Annotated in this window: 20 protein-coding genes; 14 read left to right on the forward strand and 6 right to left on the reverse strand. The window is 66.7% G+C overall.

The annotated features are described in order from the left end of the window. Window positions 1-23 precede the first annotated feature (23 nt). Genes WBV89_RS11310 through WBV89_RS11320 form a run of 3 tightly spaced genes read left to right on the forward strand, consistent with a single transcriptional unit; the run spans window position 24 to window position 2,646 of the window. Window positions 24-986 carry an ATP-binding cassette domain-containing protein gene (locus tag WBV89_RS11310; protein WP_423981454.1) on the forward strand — a complete coding sequence of 321 codons (963 nt, stop codon included), beginning with the start codon at window positions 24-26 and terminating at the stop codon, window positions 984-986. After that, window positions 983-1,816 (forward strand): ABC transporter permease, encoded by an 834-nt coding sequence (locus tag WBV89_RS11315; protein WP_423981455.1) that lies wholly within the window; start codon window positions 983-985, stop codon window positions 1,814-1,816. The genes WBV89_RS11310 and WBV89_RS11315 overlap by 4 nt, the downstream gene beginning before the upstream one ends. Then, window positions 1,813-2,646, forward strand: a complete 834-nt coding sequence (locus WBV89_RS11320; RefSeq protein ID WP_423981456.1) for an ABC transporter permease — start codon at window positions 1,813-1,815, stop codon at window positions 2,644-2,646. The genes WBV89_RS11315 and WBV89_RS11320 overlap by 4 nt, the downstream gene beginning before the upstream one ends. Window positions 2,647-2,704: 58 nt before the next feature. Here WBV89_RS11320 and WBV89_RS11325 read toward each other — a convergent pair whose 3' ends face one another. Beyond that, on the reverse strand, window positions 2,705-3,154 hold the full coding sequence (locus WBV89_RS11325; RefSeq protein WP_423981457.1) for an SRPBCC family protein: 450 nt from the start codon (window positions 3,152-3,154) through the stop codon (window positions 2,705-2,707). A 51-nt stretch (window positions 3,155-3,205) separates the two neighbouring features. On the opposite strand from WBV89_RS11325, the gene WBV89_RS11330 reads away from it, so the two are divergent. From WBV89_RS11330 to WBV89_RS11340, 3 genes are all read left to right on the forward strand, one after another. Then, entirely contained in the window at window positions 3,206-4,225 is a 1,020-nt protein-coding gene (locus WBV89_RS11330; RefSeq protein WP_423981458.1) for a potassium channel family protein, read from the forward strand. Window positions 4,226-4,308: 83 nt separating this feature from the next. Further along, window positions 4,309-5,004 carry an HAD hydrolase-like protein gene (locus WBV89_RS11335; protein WP_423981459.1) on the forward strand — a complete coding sequence of 232 codons (696 nt, stop codon included), beginning with the start codon at window positions 4,309-4,311 and terminating at the stop codon, window positions 5,002-5,004. After that, window positions 5,001-5,462: a hypothetical protein gene (locus tag WBV89_RS11340; RefSeq protein WP_423981460.1), complete on the forward strand. Its 462-nt coding sequence runs from the start codon at window positions 5,001-5,003 to the stop codon at window positions 5,460-5,462. Before WBV89_RS11335 ends, WBV89_RS11340 begins: the two co-directional genes overlap by 4 nt. A 27-nt stretch (window positions 5,463-5,489) precedes the next feature. Here the strand turns inward: WBV89_RS11340 and WBV89_RS11345 are convergent, their stop codons facing one another. After that, on the reverse strand, window positions 5,490-5,924 hold the full coding sequence (locus WBV89_RS11345) for a VOC family protein (RefSeq protein WP_423981461.1): 435 nt from the start codon (window positions 5,922-5,924) through the stop codon (window positions 5,490-5,492). 32 nt (window positions 5,925-5,956) lie between these two features. Here WBV89_RS11345 and WBV89_RS11350 point away from each other — a divergent pair, with 32 nt between their 5' ends. The 5 genes from WBV89_RS11350 (at window position 5,957) to WBV89_RS11370 (ending at window position 11,772) form a co-directional block, all read left to right on the forward strand. After that, window positions 5,957-6,625: a DNA alkylation repair protein gene (locus WBV89_RS11350; RefSeq protein ID WP_423981462.1), complete on the forward strand. Its 669-nt coding sequence runs from the start codon at window positions 5,957-5,959 to the stop codon at window positions 6,623-6,625. A gap of 140 nt (window positions 6,626-6,765) precedes the next feature. Continuing rightward, the gene (locus tag WBV89_RS11355; RefSeq protein ID WP_423981463.1) at window positions 6,766-7,224 is read left to right on the forward strand and encodes a (2Fe-2S)-binding protein; all 459 of its coding nucleotides are present in this window, start codon (window positions 6,766-6,768) and stop codon (window positions 7,222-7,224) included. Between the two features lie 46 nt (window positions 7,225-7,270). Further along, window positions 7,271-9,730 (forward strand): xanthine dehydrogenase family protein molybdopterin-binding subunit, encoded by a 2,460-nt coding sequence (locus tag WBV89_RS11360; RefSeq protein ID WP_423981464.1) that lies wholly within the window; start codon window positions 7,271-7,273, stop codon window positions 9,728-9,730. Then, window positions 9,727-10,554, forward strand: coding sequence for an FAD binding domain-containing protein (locus WBV89_RS11365; RefSeq protein ID WP_423981465.1), 828 nt, complete (start codon window positions 9,727-9,729; stop codon window positions 10,552-10,554). Before WBV89_RS11360 ends, WBV89_RS11365 begins: the two co-directional genes overlap by 4 nt. Before the next feature lie 90 nt (window positions 10,555-10,644). Beyond that, window positions 10,645-11,772, forward strand: a complete 1,128-nt coding sequence (locus WBV89_RS11370; RefSeq protein WP_423981466.1) for a phosphatase PAP2 family protein — start codon at window positions 10,645-10,647, stop codon at window positions 11,770-11,772. 3 nt (window positions 11,773-11,775) lie between these two features. Here the strand turns inward: WBV89_RS11370 and WBV89_RS11375 are convergent, their stop codons facing one another. Further along, a complete protein-coding gene (locus WBV89_RS11375) occupies window positions 11,776-12,507 on the reverse strand; it encodes an SDR family oxidoreductase (RefSeq protein WP_423981467.1) in 732 nt (243 codons plus the stop codon). 265 nt (window positions 12,508-12,772) lie between these two features. On the opposite strand from WBV89_RS11375, the gene WBV89_RS11380 reads away from it, so the two are divergent. Both WBV89_RS11380 and WBV89_RS11385 read left to right on the forward strand, forming a co-directional pair. Then, on the forward strand, window positions 12,773-13,588 hold the full coding sequence (locus WBV89_RS11380; protein ID WP_423981468.1) for an enoyl-CoA hydratase/isomerase family protein: 816 nt from the start codon (window positions 12,773-12,775) through the stop codon (window positions 13,586-13,588). Next, window positions 13,585-14,394 carry an inositol monophosphatase family protein gene (locus WBV89_RS11385; protein ID WP_423981469.1) on the forward strand — a complete coding sequence of 270 codons (810 nt, stop codon included), beginning with the start codon at window positions 13,585-13,587 and terminating at the stop codon, window positions 14,392-14,394. The genes WBV89_RS11380 and WBV89_RS11385 overlap by 4 nt, the downstream gene beginning before the upstream one ends. 26 nt (window positions 14,395-14,420) lie before the next feature. Here WBV89_RS11385 and WBV89_RS11390 read toward each other — a convergent pair whose 3' ends face one another. After that, window positions 14,421-15,878 carry a protein adenylyltransferase SelO gene (locus WBV89_RS11390; protein WP_423981474.1) on the reverse strand — a complete coding sequence of 486 codons (1,458 nt, stop codon included), beginning with the start codon at window positions 15,876-15,878 and terminating at the stop codon, window positions 14,421-14,423. A 79-nt stretch (window positions 15,879-15,957) separates the two neighbouring features. After that, on the reverse strand, window positions 15,958-16,767 hold the full coding sequence (locus WBV89_RS11395) for a hypothetical protein (RefSeq protein ID WP_423981470.1): 810 nt from the start codon (window positions 16,765-16,767) through the stop codon (window positions 15,958-15,960). A gap of 67 nt (window positions 16,768-16,834) precedes the next feature. Between WBV89_RS11395 and WBV89_RS11400 the strand changes: the two genes are divergently transcribed. Beyond that, window positions 16,835-18,016, forward strand: coding sequence for a trans-sulfuration enzyme family protein (locus WBV89_RS11400; RefSeq protein ID WP_423981471.1), 1,182 nt, complete (start codon window positions 16,835-16,837; stop codon window positions 18,014-18,016). 73 nt (window positions 18,017-18,089) lie between these two features. Here WBV89_RS11400 and WBV89_RS11405 read toward each other — a convergent pair. After that, window positions 18,090-19,496: AMP-binding protein (locus tag WBV89_RS11405; protein ID WP_423981472.1), on the reverse strand; the 1,407-nt coding region annotated here is incomplete at its 5' end.

Here is a 19,496-nt window from a genome sequence, read left to right on the forward strand (position 1 = left end):
TCGCGGTTTGGCACGATGTGGCGATGTCTTCGAACTCGCTGCCGATCGAAGCGATCGGCCTCCAGCGCTATTTCGGTTCGGGTGACGACCAGGTGAAAGCGGTCGACGGCGTCGATCTGCAGATCCAGCAGGGTGAGATCTTCGGATTCCTCGGGCCGAACGGGGCAGGAAAGTCGACGACGGTGCGCATTTTGACGACGCTCCTGCGTCCGACGGGAGGCGTCGGCCGCGTCGCTGGATACGACGTCGTCGACCAGGCCAACGAAGTACGCAAGAACATCGGCGTCGCACTCCAGGACGCGGCGATCGATCCGTTGATGACCGGCAGCGAACTGCTCCACCTCCAGGCCGTGCTGTACGGGCTGCCGAAGTCGACCCACGCGACCAAGGCCGGCGAGCTCCTCGAACGCGTCGGGCTCACCGCCGCGGGCAACCGTCGGGTCGGCACCTACTCAGGCGGGATGCGTCGACGACTCGACCTCGCCCTGTCGCTGATCCACGAGCCGACGGTGCTGTTCCTCGACGAACCGACGACCGGACTCGACCCGATGAGTCGCATCTCGCTGTGGGAGGAGATCCGGCGGCTCAACGACGAGGGCACGACCGTGCTGCTCACGACGCAGTACCTCGAAGAGGCCGACCAACTGACCGAACGCATCGCGATCATCGACCACGGGGTCATCGTGCGCAAGGGCCGCCCGACCGAACTCAAGGCCGAGGTCGGTTGTCCGACGCTGTTCGTCACGGTCGACTCCGAGGCCTCCGCCACCGCATCCGACCTGCTCACCGCATTCGGCGAGTTGCGTCCCAGCCCCGAGGGCACTCTCGGGGTCGGGCTCACCGCAGGTCCGAGCGAGGTCTCGAACGTGGTGCGCGCACTCGACGAAGCCGGGATCACGCTCCGCAATCTCGAGTTGCGCGAGCCGAGCCTCGACGACGTGTTCGCCGAGGCGACCGGGCACCGCCTCGAAGGCGCCGACACATGACAGCCGCCATGCCCGCGGAGGTCACGGACGCACCGCGCGCCCGGCCCGAACTCCGTCGCTCGAACATCGCCCAGACGTGGGCGATGTCGAAACGCTCGGTCCTCGCGCTCTGGCGTCAGCCCGCGCTGGTCGTTCCGTCGCTGATCTTTCCGCTGTTCTTCGCCGCGCTGGGCACGGCGTCGTTCTCGAAGGCGACGTCGATCCCCGGATTCCCCGAAGTCGACTCCTACCTCGACTTCGCCCTCGCCGGAGCGGTGATTCAGGGGATCCTGTTCGGCTCGACGGTCGGCGCCACCGCACTCGCGACCGACATCGAGAACGGGTTCTTCGACCGACTGCTCAGCTCACCGTCGACCCGCTCCGGAATCATCGTCGGCCGCATGGCGGGAGGAATGGCATACGGGTTCTTCCAAACCGTGTTCTTCATCGTGGTCCTGCTCCCGTTCGGCCTGTCGATCAAGGGCGGGGTCCCCGGCATCGTGACCATGGCCATCGGAGGAACCATCCTGGCTCTGGCGGTCGGCGCCCTGATGTCGGCGATGGCGATCCGGACCGGCTCGTCCGAGGCGGTGCAGGGTGCGTTCCCACTGCTGTTCATCGCGCTGTTCTTCTCGTCGGCGTTCTTTCCACGCGAGACGATGAGCGGGATCTACGCACAGCTCGCCGACATCAACCCGATCTCGTACCTCGTCGAGGGATTTCGCGCTCTCACGATCGAGGGCTTCTCCGCGTGGGCAGTGTTCCGCTCCGTGGTGATCCCGTCGATCCTCGCCGTGCTCGCGGTGACGCTCGCGCTCCGAACCCTCCAGCGGCGACTGGGGGCTCGATGACCACGATCGATCAGATCCCGGGCTCCGGTCGGACCGCTCCGGCCCGATCGGTGGCCAACGCGCGCATGTTCGCAGCCTCGGTCGGGTTGATGAAGCGCAGCCTCGTCAACATCGTCCGCCTGCCGTCGGCGTTCGTGCCGTCGGTGATGATGCCGGTCTTCCAGTCGATCGCGTTCGCCGGGACGTTCTTCGCGATCACGCAGATCCCCGGGTTCCCGACCGACCGGTCGATCAACTGGTTCCTTCCGCTCGGCGTCCTGATGGGATCGGGATTCGCCGGCGTCGGCATCGGTTTCGCCACGATCCGCGACCTCGAGGGCGGGTTCTACGATCGACTCCGGCTCACCCCCGCGCCGCGGATGTCGTTGATCACCGGCCCGCTGCTCGCCGCGATCGTCCGCTCGCTGATCGTCACGACCATCGTGTTCATCGTCGGATCGCTGTTCGGTGCTCGGCTCACCCACGGCCCGGCCGGCATCGTCCCGCTCTACGTCGCCGGTCTGGGCATTGCGACGATCGGCACCGGTTGGGGTCTCGGCCTCGCCTATCGGTTCCGCGACATGCGTGCCGCAGCGATCATGCAGCTGACGTTCTTCCTCGTGATCTTCCTCACCGAAGCGCAGACACCGCTCAACGTGATGGAGGGATGGTTGGAGACCGTCGCTCGGATCAACCCGTTCAACAACATCGTCCGACTCGCCCGGGTCGGCTTCGTCGATCCGTCGATCACCTGGAACAACACGTGGGGAGGGCTTGCCGCCCTCCTCGGAATCGTCGCGCTGACGATGCTCTTCGCCCGTCGAGGCCTCGATCACCTGAGCGACAACTGACGCTCGGTCCACGGATCAGGTTGGGTCGGATCGGGTCCCTGCCTCGCCTGTGATCTGATCAGGTCGACAGTTTCTTCGCCAGCCGGCCCATGCCCTGTCGGAAGAAGAACGCCCCGATCCAGGCACCGAGCGGTGCGACGAACTGCGGCACGTGACGGACCGATACGTCCTCGAACCAGTCGAGCGCGCATCCGCTCCCGTCGGGTTCGACGGTGAAGCCGGCACGCCCGTGGAGGACCGGGCCGACCTTGTCGACCACGCAGTCGCCCGCCGACCGAGCCGCGTCCCAATCGCATCTCGCGACCCGCATCCGATCGACGAGTGCGAGGGGACCGAACCCGGTGCGTGCGGTCAGCTCCCGGCCGACCTCGGTCGGATCGCCGTCCTCGATGTCGATGGTGGTGAACGGAATCCAGTCGGCGTGTCGGCGCCAGTCGACCAGTTCGGCCCACACCACGTCGGCGGGGTGGTCGAAGCGGTGTCGGACATCGAAGCGGATCGTCACCATGCGACCACTCTCGCAGCACCTCGCCACACTCGCGCAGTAGCGTGCGCAACGATGAGATCCAGCGCAGATCGCCTTCGCATGGCGATCGGCATGGTCGCCGCCGTCACGATCTTCGGAACCATCGGCTACGTGCTGTTCGGTTTCACCGTCCTCGATGCGCTCTACCAGACGGTCACGACCATCACGACGGTCGGATTTCGAGAACTCGCGGAGTTCGGGACCGCCGAGAAGATCTTCACGATCGTGCTCATCGTCGTCGGCGTCTCGACGGTGTTGTACACGTTCACCCTCGTCGTCCAGTCGGTTGTCGAGGGCCATCTGAGCGAATTCGTCGGGAGGCGACGCATGGACCGCAAGATCAACCTGATGAGAGGCCACACGATCGTGTGCGGTTGGGGGCGAGTCGGAGCCGCAGTGGCGCATGACCTGCATCTGGAGGGCCACGAGGTGGTCGTCGTCGACCAGGACGCCGACCGCGTCCGCGATCTCGAGTTCCCGACCGTGGTCGGTGATGCCACGCGCGATGAAACCCTGCGCGCGGCCGGAATCGATCGGGCGCGTTCGCTCGTCGCTGCGCTCGACGGAGACGCGGACAACCTCTTCGTGACGCTGTCCGGCCGCGATCTGCGGTCCGACCTCTTCATCGTGGCGCGGGCTCGCGCCGACGAGAGCATCGGCAAGCTCGAGCACGCGGGAGCCGACCGGGTGGTCAACCCCCAAGAGCTCGGTGCCGCACGCATGGCATCGTTCGTCACGAGCCCGAATGTCGCGGAGTTCCTCGACGTGGTGATGCACGACCGCTCGATCGAGTTCCGCATGCGCGAGTTCGACATCCCTGCGGACTCCCCGATCGCCGGGAAGACCCTGCGTGACGCGAACATGCGCGAAACGAGCGGCGCGCTGGTGCTCGCGCTGCGTTCCCCCGACGGGTCCTTCACGACCAATCCCACCGGTGACACCGTGATCCGGTGCCACGATGTGATCATTGCGGTCGGCACGACGGCTGACTTCGAACGCCTCGCCGCCTACGCCAGCATCCACCCCACGACCGACCCCCGTTCCCGACCCTGAACACCGCGTCGCCCCACTCGACACAGTCGACCGAAACTCCGACCAGATCTCCCGACCCCACTCCCCGGAGAGCCATGCCCCCGATGAACACCCCCCGCACGCACGTCCTGCTCGATCTCGACGGAACGATCTCCGACTCGTCGCCGGGGATCGGACGATCCCTCGTTCACGCCTTCACCACGTGCGGGTACGACGCCCCCGACGACGAACGGATCCGGTCGATGATCGGCCCGCCGTTCGAGATCACCTTCCCGAAGCTCGGCATCCACATCGACGACATCGAGAAGGTGATCGGGGTCTACCGGGAGCGCTACGACGACATCGGACTGTTCGAGAACGAGATGTACGACGGTGTCACCGACATGCTCGAGTCGCTGCGGTCCGATGGACACACCATCTCGTTGGCGACGGCGAAGCCGCAGGGGACGGCGATCCGGATCATCGAACACTTCGGATTGAGCGAGTTCTTCGCCCGCAAGGTCGGCGCCACCGACGAGATCGGCCCCGGGCGCCGCACGAAGGGCGAGGTGATCACCCATGCGCTCAGCCTGCTCGGGGTCAGTCCCCACGATCGGATCGCCCTCGACCACGTGATCATGGTCGGTGACCGTGATCACGATGTCGAAGGCGCACACCTCAACGCGATCGACTGCATCGGCGTCTCGTGGGGATTCGGCTCGTTCGACGAGCTGAATTCGGCCGGTGCCCTGACGGTTGCACATCACCCTCGAGAAGTTGCCGGAGCGGTTGCGACCGCGTACCGTTCTGATCCGACATGAGCACCACGGCCCGCAACGACACGTCCGGCGAACTCGTCGAGATCTCCGAGGCCGAAGCAACCGTCGACCCCGTCGCCGGTCAGGCGCTCCGGCCGCAGTCGAAGTCCGGCGCCGATCGGTTCATGCGCCGTCTGCTCCGACTCCCGGAGGGGACCACGTCGACGGCGGCCGAAGCCCGTTCGGCGTTCCAGAAGTCGCTGGCGTTCACCACGTGTCGGTGTCTGCTGATGTACATCGTGCTGCCGTTCGTCCTCCCCGCGGTGGGGATCGCACGCGGTGTCGGCCCGGTCGTCGGCATCGTCATCGGAATTCTCGCGATGGTGTCGATCGTGTACTCGATCCGCCGCTTCTGGCGTGCCGACCACTCGAAGCGCTGGCACTACACCGTCTTCGGAACGACGATCATCGCGTTCCTGATCTGGGCGACGATCGCCGACAGCATCGATCTCTTCTCCTGAACCTGCGCCGACTCGAACGGCGTCCGGTCAGAAGAACTGGTCGATGAGGATGCTGTTGCCGTCGGGGTCGACCAACGTGATCGATGCAGCTCCCGACTCCGAATCGGACGGCACCCGCTCGACGAGATCGACACCTCGGTCGTCGAGTGACCGTTGCACGGCACGGACGTCGGTGAACGATTCGATCCGCTCCATCCGATTCGTCAGACCCGGGTTGAACGTGAGGATGTTGCCCTCGAACATTCCGTGGAACAGGCCGATCGTCGTCTCGCCGTTCTTCAGGATCAGGTAGTCGGCGTCAGCGTCGCCGCCCGCAACGACGAAGCCGAGCCGTTCGTAGAACTCGCGCGACCGATGCAGATCGGCCACCGACAACGAGACCGAGAACGCGCCGAGTTCGAGTTCGCCCGGCAGGGATGCATCGGCGGAGGGAACGGTCGGGAGTTCGAAATCGTCGCTCATCCACGCAACCGTAGGCGCGCCAGACTGGACGGGTGGACGAACGAATCGACCGGCTGCGGCGGGAACTCGAGGCCGCCGCCGTACCCGCCGACGCCGCGCCGATGGCGGCGTACCTGAAGAATCGGTTCGTCTTCCTGGGCGTGAAGACCCCCGCACGTCGTGCCGCATCGACGTCGCTGATCGCCGACTCGACGACGATCGACATCGACGGAGTCATCGAGATCGCCCGGTACCTGCGTGCCCAACCGGAGCGCGAGTTCCACCACGTCACGAGTGATCTTCTCGCCGCCAACGCCCACCGGCTGCGCGCCGACCACCTCGACGACCTCCGCGACTTCATCACCACCGATTCGTGGTGGGACACCGTCGACGCGCTCGCGTCGCCGACCGTCGGCGTGATGGTGCTCGCCTTCCCGAGCGTCGCCGACGCGATGGACGAGTGGATCCAGTCGGATGACATCTGGCTCGCGAGAACCGCGATCATCCACCAACTGCGCTTCAAGGAACACACCGACGTCGACCGCCTGTTCGGCTACGCGGTGCGCCGCTCCGGTGACAGCGAGTTCTTCATCCGCAAGGCGATCGGTTGGTCCCTGCGCCAGTACGCCCGGACGGCGCCAGACGCTGTGCGCGCCTTCGTCGATGCACATCGCGAGGAGCTGTCCGCGCTCAGCACACGCGAGGCGACGAAGCACTTGTGACCCGCGACGGGCCGTCCACCGGGCCGGTATTCGTGTTGGGGGCACGAATGAGGCATGATGGAGACGCGCGTCACAGACGCGTCATCAGTTCGAACACAACATCGAAACAACCACACACCACACGACACCTGGGGGTCTCCGTGGACGTCACCATCACGATCAACGGCGAAACACACACGCACGACGTCGAAGCGCGCACGCTGCTCGTCCACTACGTCCGTGAACATGCCGGACTCACCGGCACCAACATCGGATGCGACACGTCGTCGTGCGGTGCCTGTTCGCTCCATCTCAACGGTGAAGCCGTGAAGAGCTGCACCGTGCTGGCCGCACAGGCCGACGGCATGGAGATCACGACGATCGAGGGGATGGCCGACGCCGACGGGACGTTGCATCCGATGCAGCAGGCGTTCATGGAGAACCACGGTCTGCAGTGCGGCTACTGCACCCCGGGCATGGTCATGGCCGCCACGAGCCTGCTCAACGAGAACGCCAACCCGACCGAGGCAGACGTCCGCATCGGTCTCGAGGGCAACCTCTGTCGTTGCACCGGCTACCACAACATCGTGAAGTCCGTCCTCGCCGCGGCGAGCGCCTGACCAGAGCACGGTCCTCGAGCAACCTCGACTGGATGGGGGTCCAGAAATGACGATCATCGACAACCTCACGACCGACAACGAATCCGCCAGCGACGAATCGATCGCTGCGGGCAATGGGGTACTCGGACAGCGCATTCTCCGCAAGGAGGATCCGGCGCTCTTGACGGGTGAAGCCATCTTCACCAACGACATGAAGGTTCCGGGCGCGCTGCACCTCGCCGTGCTGCGCAGCCCGTACGCACACGCCCGCATCGTGTCGGTCGACGTGTCTGGTGCGCTCGCGATCGACGGCGTGCTGCACGCCTACAGCGGCGCGGACCTGGCCGACCAGTGGGCGGCTCCGATGCCGTGCGCATGGCCGGTCACCGACGACATGAAGAACCCGGCCCACTTCCCGTTGGCCGCGACCAAGGCGGCGTACGTGGGCGACGGTGTCGCATGCGTCCTCGCGACGTCCGACGCGATCGCACGTGACGCGCTCGAAGCGATCGGCGTCGAGTACGAACCGCTGCCGGCGGTGATCGATCTCGAGCAGGCGCTGACCGACGACGTGGTGATCCACGACGACATCGGCACGAACGTGTCCTACACATGGCCGCTCGTGATCGAGGAGACCGAGGGTGACTGCCAGAAGGCGATGGACACCTCCGCCCACGTGGTCAAGGAGCGCTACATCCAGCAGCGCCTGATCCCGATGGCGATGGAACCCCGCGCCGTGGTTGCGATTCCGCAGCCGTACGGCGGCGACATGACGCTCTACTCGTCCACCCAGGTACCGCACATCCTGAAGGTGATGACCGCACTCACACTCGGCATCCCCGAGCAGCAGATGCGCGTCGTGTGCCCGGCGGTCGGTGGCGGCTTCGGTTCGAAGCTCAACGTGTACGCCGAGGAACTGCTCTGCGTCCAACTCGCACGGACCCTCAAGGTTCCGGTCCGCTGGAACGAGGAGCGTGGCGAGAACGCGCAGGCCACCATTCACGGGCGTGCCCAGATCCAGGACATCGAGCTGGCCGCCGACGAGAACGGCAAGATCACCGGTCTGCGAGTCCGTCTGCTCGGCGACATGGGCGCCTACCTGCAACTCGTCACGCCGGGCGTGCCGTTGCTCGGAGCGTTCCTGTACGGCGGTGTCTACGAGATCCCCAAGGCGTTCGACTTCTCGTGCACCTCGGTGTTCACGACGATGACCCCGACCGACGCCTACCGCGGTGCCGGACGACCCGAGGCGACCTACGCGATCGAACACGCGATGGATGCGTTGGCCCACAAGATGGGCATCGACCCACTCGAACTGCGCCGGCGCAACTTCATCCCGAAGGAATCGTTCCCGTACGAGGCCTACACCGGTCTGGTGTACGACTCGGGCGACCACGACAAGGCCGCCACCGTCGCAGAGAAGATGGTCGACTACGCGGCGCTGCGCGAACGTCAGAAGACCCAGAACGTCGCAGGCGCGACGAAACGCCTCGGCATCGGTGTGTCGACCTATTTCGAGATGTGCGGACTCGCACCGTCTCGCGTGCTGGCCTCGCTGAACTACTCCGCCGGTGGCTGGGAGTCGGCAACGGTCCGGGTGCTCCCGACCTCGAAGATCCAGGTCGTCACCGGAACCGCACCGCACGGTCAGGGCCACGAAACGGCGTGGTCGATGATCGCCGCCGACAAGTTCGGAGTCGATCCGGCCGACGTCGACGTCCTCCACTCCGACACCGCGATCGCCCCGCTCGGGCTCGACACGTACGGCTCGCGTTCGCTCCCGGTGGGCGGTGTCGCCATCTCGATGGCCTGCGACAAGGTGATCGACAAGGCGCGCAAGATCGCGGCGCACCAGATGGAAGCGAACGAGGACGATCTCGAATTCGCCGGCGGGATGTTCAGCGTGAAGGGTTCGCCCGACAAGGAGATGCCGCTCGCAGCGGTCGCCTTCGAGGCGTTCACGGCTCACGATCTGCCCGACGACGTCGAGCCGAACCTCGAGGTCCAGGTCACCTACGACCCGCCGAACTTCTCGTGGCCGTTCGGTACCCACATCTGCGTGGTCGAGATCGACACCGAGACCGGTGAGACCGAGGTCCTGCAGTACGTCGCCGTCGACGACTGCGGCAACAAGGTCAACCCCTTGATCGTCGATGGTCAGGTCCACGGTGGGGTCATCCAGGGTCTGGCGCAGGCGCTGTTCGAGGAAGCTGCGTACGACAGCGACGGCAACCTGCAGACATCGGGACTCGCCGAGTACCTCGTCCCCGCGGCGAGCGACGTCCCATCGATCACGACGGGTGAGAGCATCACCCCGTCGCCGACCAACTCACTCGGCGTCAAGGGCGTCGGCGAGGCCGGCACCATCGGTGCCGCCCCGTGCGTGATGAACGCTGTGGTCGATGCCCTCTCGGGCCTCGGCGTCCACGACATCGACATGCCCGCCAGTCCACTCAAGGTCTGGAACGCAATCCAAGAAGCTCAACAAGCCCAAGCAGCCCCGAACAACTCCCAGGAGAACCAGTGATCCCTGCAGCATTCGACTACGTCCGCGCCGACTCGGCCGAGGAGGCCATCAGCCTGATCGGGCAGCACGGTGACGAGTCCAAGTTCCTGGCGGGCGGGCACAGCCTCCTGCCGCTGATGAAGCTCCGCCTCGCGCAGCCCACGGTGCTGATCGACATCGGTCGCTTGAGCGATCTGTCGTACATCCGCGAGGACGGCGACGTCATCGCGATCGGTGCGATGACCCGCCACATGGACGTCGAGAACTCCGACGTGCTCGCGCAGCACGTGCCGCTGCTCGCTCACGCGGCGTCACACGTCGGTGACCCGCAGGTCCGCCATCGCGGCACGATCGGCGGCTCGATCTGCCACAGCGACTCCGCATCGGACCTCCCGGCCACGACGCTCGCGCTCGGCGCGACCTATGTCGCCCAGGGCCCGAACGGCAAGCGGGAGATCGCCGCCGGCGATTTCTACAAGGGCTTCCTCACGACGGACCTCGCCGACGACGAACTCCTCACCGAGATCCGCGTCCCGAAGATGAACGGTGCCGGGTGGAGCTTCCAGAAGTTCAACCGTCGAGCCCAGGACTGGGCGATCGTCGGCGTTGCCGCGTGGCGTCGCAACGGCGACTCGGGAATCGGACTCGTCAACATGGGTTCGGTCCCGATCCTCGCCAGCGGTGTCTCGTCGGCTCTCGCCGGCGGCGCATCGATCGAGGACGCCGCTGCCCAGGCACCGGAGGGGTGCGACCCCACGGCCGACCTGAACGCCAGCATCGAGTACCGCGAGCACCTCGCCCGCGTCCTCACCCGCCGCGCTCTCGAAGAAGCCAGCGCCAGCTGACCGATGCGCGTCGGTGCCAGGCACCAACGCGCATTTTCGTTGCTCGACATCGCGGTGAACCCTGCGTGACCGGCGAGTAGCGTCGTCCCGATGTTGTTGGCACTGGCGACCAGCGGACTGTGGCGGGTGCTGTGGTATTCGCTCGCTCTCGCGCTGTTCGTCACCGGGTTCACCGGTGTGCTCCGCGTCCTCGGCGTCGGGTGGGACAAGATCAGGTGGAGCCTGATCGGCGTCTACGGGGCGGTGTACGTCTGGTGGTTCTTTGCGAACGGGATCATCATCGACCGGATCTCGGTGCTGTGGTCGTTCTCGATCTTCCTGTGCATCGCGAGCGTCGGGAAACCGGCCCACGAGTGGTGGCGCACCGGGCGCGACCTTGCTCTGTTCGTCGCGATGTGGCTCGCGTACGACGAGAGCCGCGGGATCGCCGACGGTCTCGGGATGCCGGTCCAGGTCGAATCGGTTCGCAACATCGACCGCTTCCTGTTCTTCGGCACCGACGGGGTCGTCTGGCTCCAGAACAACTTCCTCGCACCGGTCGGGACGGTCCGCTGGTACGACGTCGTCGCGTCGTTCGTCTACTACTCCCACTTCGTTCTGCCGCCGCTCGTGATGGCGGTGCTCTGGCTGACGAACCGCGACCAGTGGGTTCGCTACATGCGTCGCTTCGCCACGGTGATCTTCCTGGCGTGCACGATGTTCATCCTCTTCCCGACCGCTCCCCCGTGGATGGCCGCCGGCGGAAGCAATCGGTCGGGCTACGAGTTCGATGCACTCCCGCCGCTGCGGCGACCGACAGGGAACGGGTGGCGCCACATCGGCCTCGACGGATTCGTCGAGGCGTGGGACGTCGGCCGGGACTGGGCGAACGAAGTGGCGGCGATGCCGTCCCTCCACTCCGCTTACGCATTGTTCGTCGTCGTCTTCTTCTGGCCCCGGATCCGTCCGGTCTGGCTGCGCTACGTGACGCTGCTGTACCCGCTCTCGATGGCCGTCGCGCTGATGTACTTCGGCGAGCACTACTTCACCGATGCGCTGGCCGGATGGGGCATCGTCGGGATCAGCTTCCTCGTGTGGAACCGGATCGAGCGTCGCCTCGCGGCCAAGACCGCGGATGACCCATTCCAGGGCGCCGACGTGCCGGACCACGACACGAAGGATCTCGACCTCGACGGGTCCGATGCATCCCTCGGTCAAACGGTGTCCGGCACCCGATGACGGTTACTGGAGGCCGCCGAAGCTGCCGCCGTCGACGTGCAACTGGAGGCCGGTGACGTAGGCGGCCTGAGTGCCACACAGGAACGTCACGATCGAGCCGAAGTCGTCGGGATCACCCATCCGCATCTGCCCACGCTGCTCGTCGGTGTAGAGCGCATCGAGACGCGGCGTGTCGTGGAGTCCCGGCTGGACCGAGTTGACGGTGACGCCGTCGTCGGCCACTTCCAGCGCGAGTGTCTTGAGGAAGGCGGTGGCCCCTGCCCGCGCGGTGTTCGAGAGGATGATGTTCGCGATCGGCTGTCGGACCGATACCGATGTGATCGCGACCACCCGACCCCACCCACGCTCCTGCATGCCGGGGACCGCCGCCTTGCACATCGAGACGATCGACATCAGGTTGAGATCGATGGCGTCCGGATATGCGTCGACCGGCGTCGATGCGAACGTGCCGGGCGGCGGTCCACCGGCGTTCGGGACGAGGATGTCCAGCGGCCCACCGAGCGCATCGGTGGCCACGGCCACGAACTCGGCCCCACCCGCGGCGCTGCCGACATCGCACACGATGCCCTGGGCACCATGACCGATGTCGGCAACTGCCGCGTCGAGGCGATCACGGTCTCGACCGCAGATCGCGACGTGTGCTCCCTCTGCAGCGAGGGCTTTCGCCGCACCGAGCCCGAGCCCGGATGATCCTGCGGCGACGGCCGCTCGACGTCCTGCGAGTCCAAGGTCCATGGTTGGACCTTACGTTTCGTGCAGAACGTCGCACCGACCCGAGCCCGATTCCTCCGGAACCAGGATCGAACCGTGTCCGGAACGTCGGGTCAGACCCGCTTGGCGAAGTAGATGATTGCCAAGATGACCAGGATGAGGACGAGAATTCCTCCGATGCCGTAACCCATGTGATGTTCCCTTTCGTCGTGCCGCTCCTGTTGAGCGGCTCCTGCTGAAGGTCTCCAGCTTCGGGACGTTCCAAACATCGCCGCGTAGTGTTCGGTGGGTGACCAACGATCGCTATGCCGCGTATGACCGACTTCGGTTCGATTGGCCCGACGGTGCCGACGGAGGGGTGGTCCTGATCACCCTCGATGATCCCGAGAAGATGAACGCGACCGACGCCGCGATGCACCTGCAGCTGTCGCGGGTGTTCCGCGACCTCGACGACGACGAGGCGGTCCGTGCGGTGGTCGTGACCGGTGCCGGTCGAGCGTTCTCCGCCGGCGGAGACCTCGACTGGATCGCCGAGCAGGTCGGTGACTACACCCAGACGATTCGGGTCATGCGCGAAGCGGGCGACATCGTGCGGACGATGATCGACTGCGACACGCCGATCGTGTCGGCGATCAACGGCGTCGCCGTCGGAGCCGGTTTGGCGGTGGCGTTGATGGCCGACGTGAGCGTGATCGACGAGGAGGCGAAGTTGACCGACGGTCACATCCGCCTCGGCGTCGCCGGGGGTGACCACGCGGTCGCGATCTGGCCGCTGCTGTGCGGGATGGCAAAGGCGAAGTACTACCTGCTCACAGCGGACTTCCTGGACGGCCGCGAGGCCGAACGAATCGGGCTCGTGTCGAAGGCGGTTCCGGCGGACGAGGTGATGCCCACGGCGTTGCAGGTCGCCCGCAAGCTCGCTGCCGGTCCGGTCGATGCCACGCGAATGACCAAACGGGCACTCAACCACTGGCTCCGCCAGGCACTCCCGAACTTCGAGGCCTCGCTCGCCTACGAGATGCTCAACTTCCTCGGGCCAGATGCCGCCGAAGGTCTCGCGGCACTGCAGGAGAAGCGGCGACCACAGTTCGGGCGCGAGTCGTGACCGACCACCTGACCGGCTCGCTCGATCTCCGGCACGAACTCCAACTCGCGTTGCGCGTCGCCGACGCTGCCGATCTGTTCACGCTCCCACATTTCCTCGACCGAGACTTCACCGTCGACTGGAAACAGAACCAGACCGAGGTCACCGAGATCGATCGTCACGCCGAATCGATGATCGTCGACGGACTCGTGCGCGCCCGCCCGGATCACGCTGTGTTCGGTGAGGAGCACGGCCTCGTCGGCGATCCCGATGCCGAGTGGCGATGGGTGATCGATCCGATCGACGGCACGTCGGGCTACGTCCGCGGGATCCCCGTGTGGGCGACACTGATCGCTCTCACCCACATCGAGCGAGGCGCCGTGCTCGGCGCCGTGAGTGCCCCGGCACTGGGGATGCGCTGGTGGGGAGGCGTCGGTCTCGGCGCGCACGCTGCGGCGCATGGAGCCACACGTCAGATCGGCGTGTCGCAGGTCGCGGACCTCGCGGAGGCACAGGTGAGCATCACGCACAACTCCGGGTGGGACGAACTCGGTCGCACCGACCGACTCGTCGCTCTGCAGCAGCGCGCACGGCGGAGTCGCGGGATGGGCGATTTCTGGCAGCACATGCTCGTCGCCGAAGGTGCGGTGGATCTCGCCGTCGACGCTGTCGGGGTTGCGCCGTACGACTTGGCGGCGGTCAAGCCGATCGTCGAAGCAGCGGGTGGCCGCTTCACCGACCGTCTCGGCGAGCCGACGCACGAACACGACACGGCGATCAGCAGCAACGGCCTCCTCCACGACGGGGTCATCGCACTGCTCGCCTGATCACGGCAGCACTGCTCCCCGGGACGTCAGGTGCCGCAGAACGTGCGGAAACCGCTGGCGAAGTCGGGCGGAGCAGGCTCGGCGTATCGCTCGCGACCCGGCTGATCGACGAACGGGCGGCGGAGCACGTCCACCAACTCGGTGAACGGCCCGAGGTCTCCGGCCGTCGCTGCGGTGAGTGCGCCGTCCACCAGGTGGTTGCGCGGAACGTAGACCGGATTGACCGCATCCATCGCGTCGGCCGTCAGCGCTCCGGTCGCCCGCGCGGCATCCCACCGCACCAGCCAGGCGTCGAATCCTTCCGCTGCCCCCAGCGACGACCGCAGCGGCTCTTCGTCGCCGTCGACGAATCGGGACAGCGATCGGAACGTGGAGGTGAAGTCCGCGCCAGCGACCTGGAGCAGCGCGAGGAAGTCGTCGGCGAGATCGGCGACGTCGTCGGGGATCGCCGCGAGTCCGAGCTTGACCGCCATCCCGAGCGACCACGCCCTGCGGAATCGGTCGGGGAACTGTTGGAGCGCATCGGTCGCGATCTCGATCGCAGAATCGGCATCCGGGTCGATGAAGGGCAACAACGACTCGGCGAGGCGCGCGAGGTTCCACAGCGCCATCTGTGGCTGGTTGCCGAACGCGTAGCGCCCACCGTGATCGATCGAGCTGAACACGGTCGCGGGGTCGTACGCATCCATGAACGCGCACGGGCCGTAGTCGATCGTCTCGCCCGAGATCGTCATGTTGTCGGTGTTCATCACGCCGTGGATGAAGCCGACCAGCATCCAGCGAGCGATCAACTCGGCCTGCGCATCGATCACCGCGCCGAGGAATGCCAGCGCGGGGATCTCAGCGTCGACCGCTTCGGGAACGTGCCGTGCGATGGCGTGGTCGACCAGCCGCGACAGCACCGTCGGATCATCGAGCGACGCGGCGTACTGGAACGTGCCGACCCGCAGGTGGCTGGAGGCGACACGGACGAACACCGCGCCGGGAAGCATCGTCTCGCGGGCCACGTCGTCGCCGGTGGTGATGACGGCGAGACCGCGGGTCGTCGGGATACCGAGCGCATGCATCGCCTCGCACATCAGGTACTCGCGCAGCATCGGGCCGAACGCCGCCAGGCCGTCTCCCCCACGGGCGAACGGTGTCCGCCCGGACCCCTTGAGGTGGATGTCGCAGCGGCGATCTTCGGCGGTGATCACCTCGCCGAGCAGCAGCGCCCGTCCGTCACCGAGGCGCGGCGAGTACCCACCGAACTGATGACCCGCGTACGCCTGGGCCACCGGCTCGGCTCCATCGGGGACGACATTGCCCACCAGGAGATCGGCACCGTGCGGCGAGCGCAGGTCATCGGGATCCACGCCGAGTTCGCGGGCCAACTCGTCATTGAGCACCACCAGCTCCGGGTTCGCCGCCGTGGTCGCCGACCAACGCTCGTACAGCCCGTCGAGGTCGCGCACGAAGGAGTTGTCGAACTCGAGGCCGGCGATGTCGCTCACCCCATCGACCGTATCGCCGCCCACCGAGCCGCCCCGCGTATCAACTGGGGTCTGAACCCAGTTGATACGTTCAGCTGACGGATCGGCGGGCGCGTCGCACGGTCCGGCCCAGGAGTCCTTCGGGGCGTTCGCCGCGCGCGACGCGGGTGATCAACCGCTCGAGTTCGAGTTCCAAACGATCCGCGTGGCCACGGCCCGAGCGGGCGACCAGATAGCCACCCATCATCAGGGGCAGCGCGACGACCGGCGCGACGATGACCATGTTCCCGGCGAGCGTGGCTGCTCCCGCTCCGGCACCGGCGAGCCCGACGGTTCCGCCACCGGCGAGACGAACCGTCCGGGCGTCGTGGCGATCGGCACGGATACGCACCAAGGTGCGGGGTCGATCTGGACTCGATCCGACCACCTGGGGGACCGCCTCGATGTCGAGCGAGCTGACCCCGGCGAGTCGTCCGTCGCCACGCCAACCGGCGATCGTGCGCCCGACCCGGGCCGAGGTGTCGGTGCGCGGTCGAGCGTGGAGCCCCGCGTCGGTTCGACGATCGCAGACCAGGCGGTGAACCGCGGTCAGCCACGTCTCGAGCTCGGTGATGGCATCCGCCACGTGGAGCGGAACCTCGCGTTCGACGACGACCACGTTCGGCCCCGCCAGCCGGTCGAGGCGTCTCGCGTCGGGCGACTCCAGTGCGAGCCGATCGATCGCCAGCGAGTCACGAACGGCGTTCGGGTCGATTCCGACCTCGTCCGCCGCAGCGATCAGCGCCTCGGGCTCGACACCCGTCTCGTCGTCCAGACCCTCACCGGAGGCATGACGGGTCTCGATCTCGTGTGCACGCGCGAGAATCCGACTGACGTCGTCGCGGTCCAGCCGATCGGGCACGTCACCCAGGATACGGCGGGGAGAAGCCAGGCGGAGTTGATCGGACCGGTCGGATATGTTGCTCGCCATGTCTGACGAGCGCGCGGCGCCCGAACCCTCACCCGCCACCCGGGCGATCACGGCTGGGCGGGGTGCCAGTGGCCAATCCCTCGCCCCGGCGCTCTGGGCGTCGTCGACGTGGGAGTCCGACTCGCTGGATGACGCACACCGTCGAGCGACGTCGATTCGCCATGGCGACTTCTACAGCCGCTACTGCAATCCGACCGTGCGTTCGTTCGAGCAGGCGATGAGTGAGCTCGAAGGTGCCGAAGAGTCCCTGGCGTTCGCGTCGGGAATGGGCGCGATCGCATCGACCGTGCTCGCACTGTGCTCCTCGGGGAGCCACATCGTGGCGCAGCGCCAGCTCTACGCCGGCACGCTCGCGTTCCTCCAGGGACCGTGTGCCCGGCTCGGAATCGAGACGACCTTCGTCGACGTCACGGTGCCGGGAGCGTTCGCCGAGGCGATCGTTCCGGGCCGCACGATGCTGGTCATCGCGGAGACACCGTCGAACCCCCGCCTCGAACTCGCCGACCTCGACGAACTCGGCGCCATCAAGGGTCCGTTCACGCTCGTCGACTCGACGTTCGCCACCCCGCTCGGTCAACGGCCACTCGACCACGGCGTGGACATCGCACTGCACTCGGCCACGAAGGGCATCGCCGGCCACAATGACGCCACACTCGGTGTGATCTCCGGAGATGCAGACCTGCTCTCCGAGATCTGGGCCTACTCCGTGCTCCACGGCGCGACCCCGTCGCCGTTCGATGCGTTGAACGCGTTGCGCGGAATCCGCACGCTGGCCGTACGAACACGCCAGCAGAACGAGTCGGCCCGCTCCCTCGCCGTGATGCTGGCCGACCATCGCGCGGTGGTGACCACGCACTACCCCGGGTTGAGCGAGCACCCGCAGTTCGACATCGGGCGACGACAACTCCTGCAGTACGGCTCGGTGATCTCGTTCGACGTCGGCACCCGCGAGGCGGCCGATTCGTTCCTGTCCCGTGTCGGACTGTGTCGCGTGGCGACCTCGCTCGGCGGGCCCGAGACGCTGGTATGTCACCCGGCGACCACGACCCACGCCAGCCTGACCCCCGACGAGCAGCTCTCCACCGGCGTCACCCCCGGATTGATCCGGCTGTCGGTCGGACTCGAGGAGACCGTCGACATCCTGGCCGACGTCGAACAGGCGCTCGCAGCCCCACGATGACCGTCGACGCCATCGACGGGGCGACCCGAGAGGCGGCTGCACACACGCTCGCCGACGCGCTCGCTCCGCTCGCCTAGGGCGTGCGCGCGATCCGCTCGTCGCGCAATGCCGAACGTCGGACCTTGCCGGCATCGTCGCGCAGTGGCTCGCTGACGAACTCGAACGCTCGCGGCAGCTTGTAGGTCGCGAGCCGTTCTGCGAGGAACTCGAGCAACTGTTGCTCGGCGACCTCGTTCGGATCCGCCTCGACGATCGCGTAGACGTCGTTGCCGCGGTCGTCGTGCGGGATGCCGATCACGGCGCACGAGTGCACGGCTCCGTGTTCGGCCAGGGCTGCTTCGACCTCGGCCGGGTAGATGTTCGCTCCCCCACTGAGGATCATGTCGGCAACTCGGTCACCGAGATAGAGGTAACCGTCGGCGTCGAACCATCCGATGTCGCCGAGCGACTCCCAACCACCGTCGAGCGTCCGCGCCTCGGCGCCGCGATACTCGTACGTCGGCGTTCCACGGGTCGAGCGCATCCACACCTCGCCCTGCTCACCCACCGGGAACTCGTTGCCGTCCTCGTCGCAGATCTTCATCTCACCGCTGGTCACCCGACCCACCGACCCGCGATGCTCGAGCCACTCGGTGCCGGTGATGATCGTGACCGCCTGCGCCTCGGTCCCCGCGTACAACTCGTAGATCCGCTCCGCACCGAGCCAGTTGATGAACGCCTCCTTCAGCCACGCGGGGCACGGCTCCGCGAGGTGCCAGACGATCCGCAACGACGACAGATCGAACCCGAGTCGCACGTCGTCGTCGAGCCGCAGGATTCGCTTCATCATCGTCGGCACCAGGTAGACGACGTCACCGCGGTGTGCCTCGATCGCGGCGAGGGTCTGCTCGGCATCGAACCGTCCGAGGATCACCACGTGGTTGCCCGCCAGCAGCGCCTGGCACGCCCACACCGCAGGACCGTTGTGGTACAGCGGACCCGGCATCACGAGACAGCCGTTCTCACCCAACCCCAATGGCAGCGGCGCATCGGTGTCGTAGACGGCCGGGTCCCCCGACACGATCAGTTTCGGACGACCGGTGGAACCTCCCGACGTCGGTGCCTTCCACGCGGGTGACGTCGCATCGGGCAGCGGATCGTCCGAGAAGTCGCCCCCGAGGACATCGCCGATCGGGACGTGATGGATTCCGGATGGAAGGTGTTCCATCGCAGAATCGGGTGCACCGACGACGACCTTCGATTCCGCAACGGCGACGATCGCGGCGAGTTCACGTGCCGGAAGCTTGGCCGAGACCGGCTGCGGGACCGCACCGATGTTCCAACACGCCGCGTACGCGACGAACCACTCGACCGAATTCGGGAGTGCCACCGTCACGAAGTCGCCGAGCTCGACGCCGAGTGACTCCAACCGTCGGGCCATCCGGCGACCGGCCGAGCGGAGCTCCGCCCGCGTGAGCGACGACGGGCCGCAGGTCACGGC

This window comes from Ilumatobacter sp. (assembly GCF_049588435.1).
GTDB lineage: Bacteria > Actinomycetota > Acidimicrobiia > Acidimicrobiales > Ilumatobacteraceae > Ilumatobacter_A.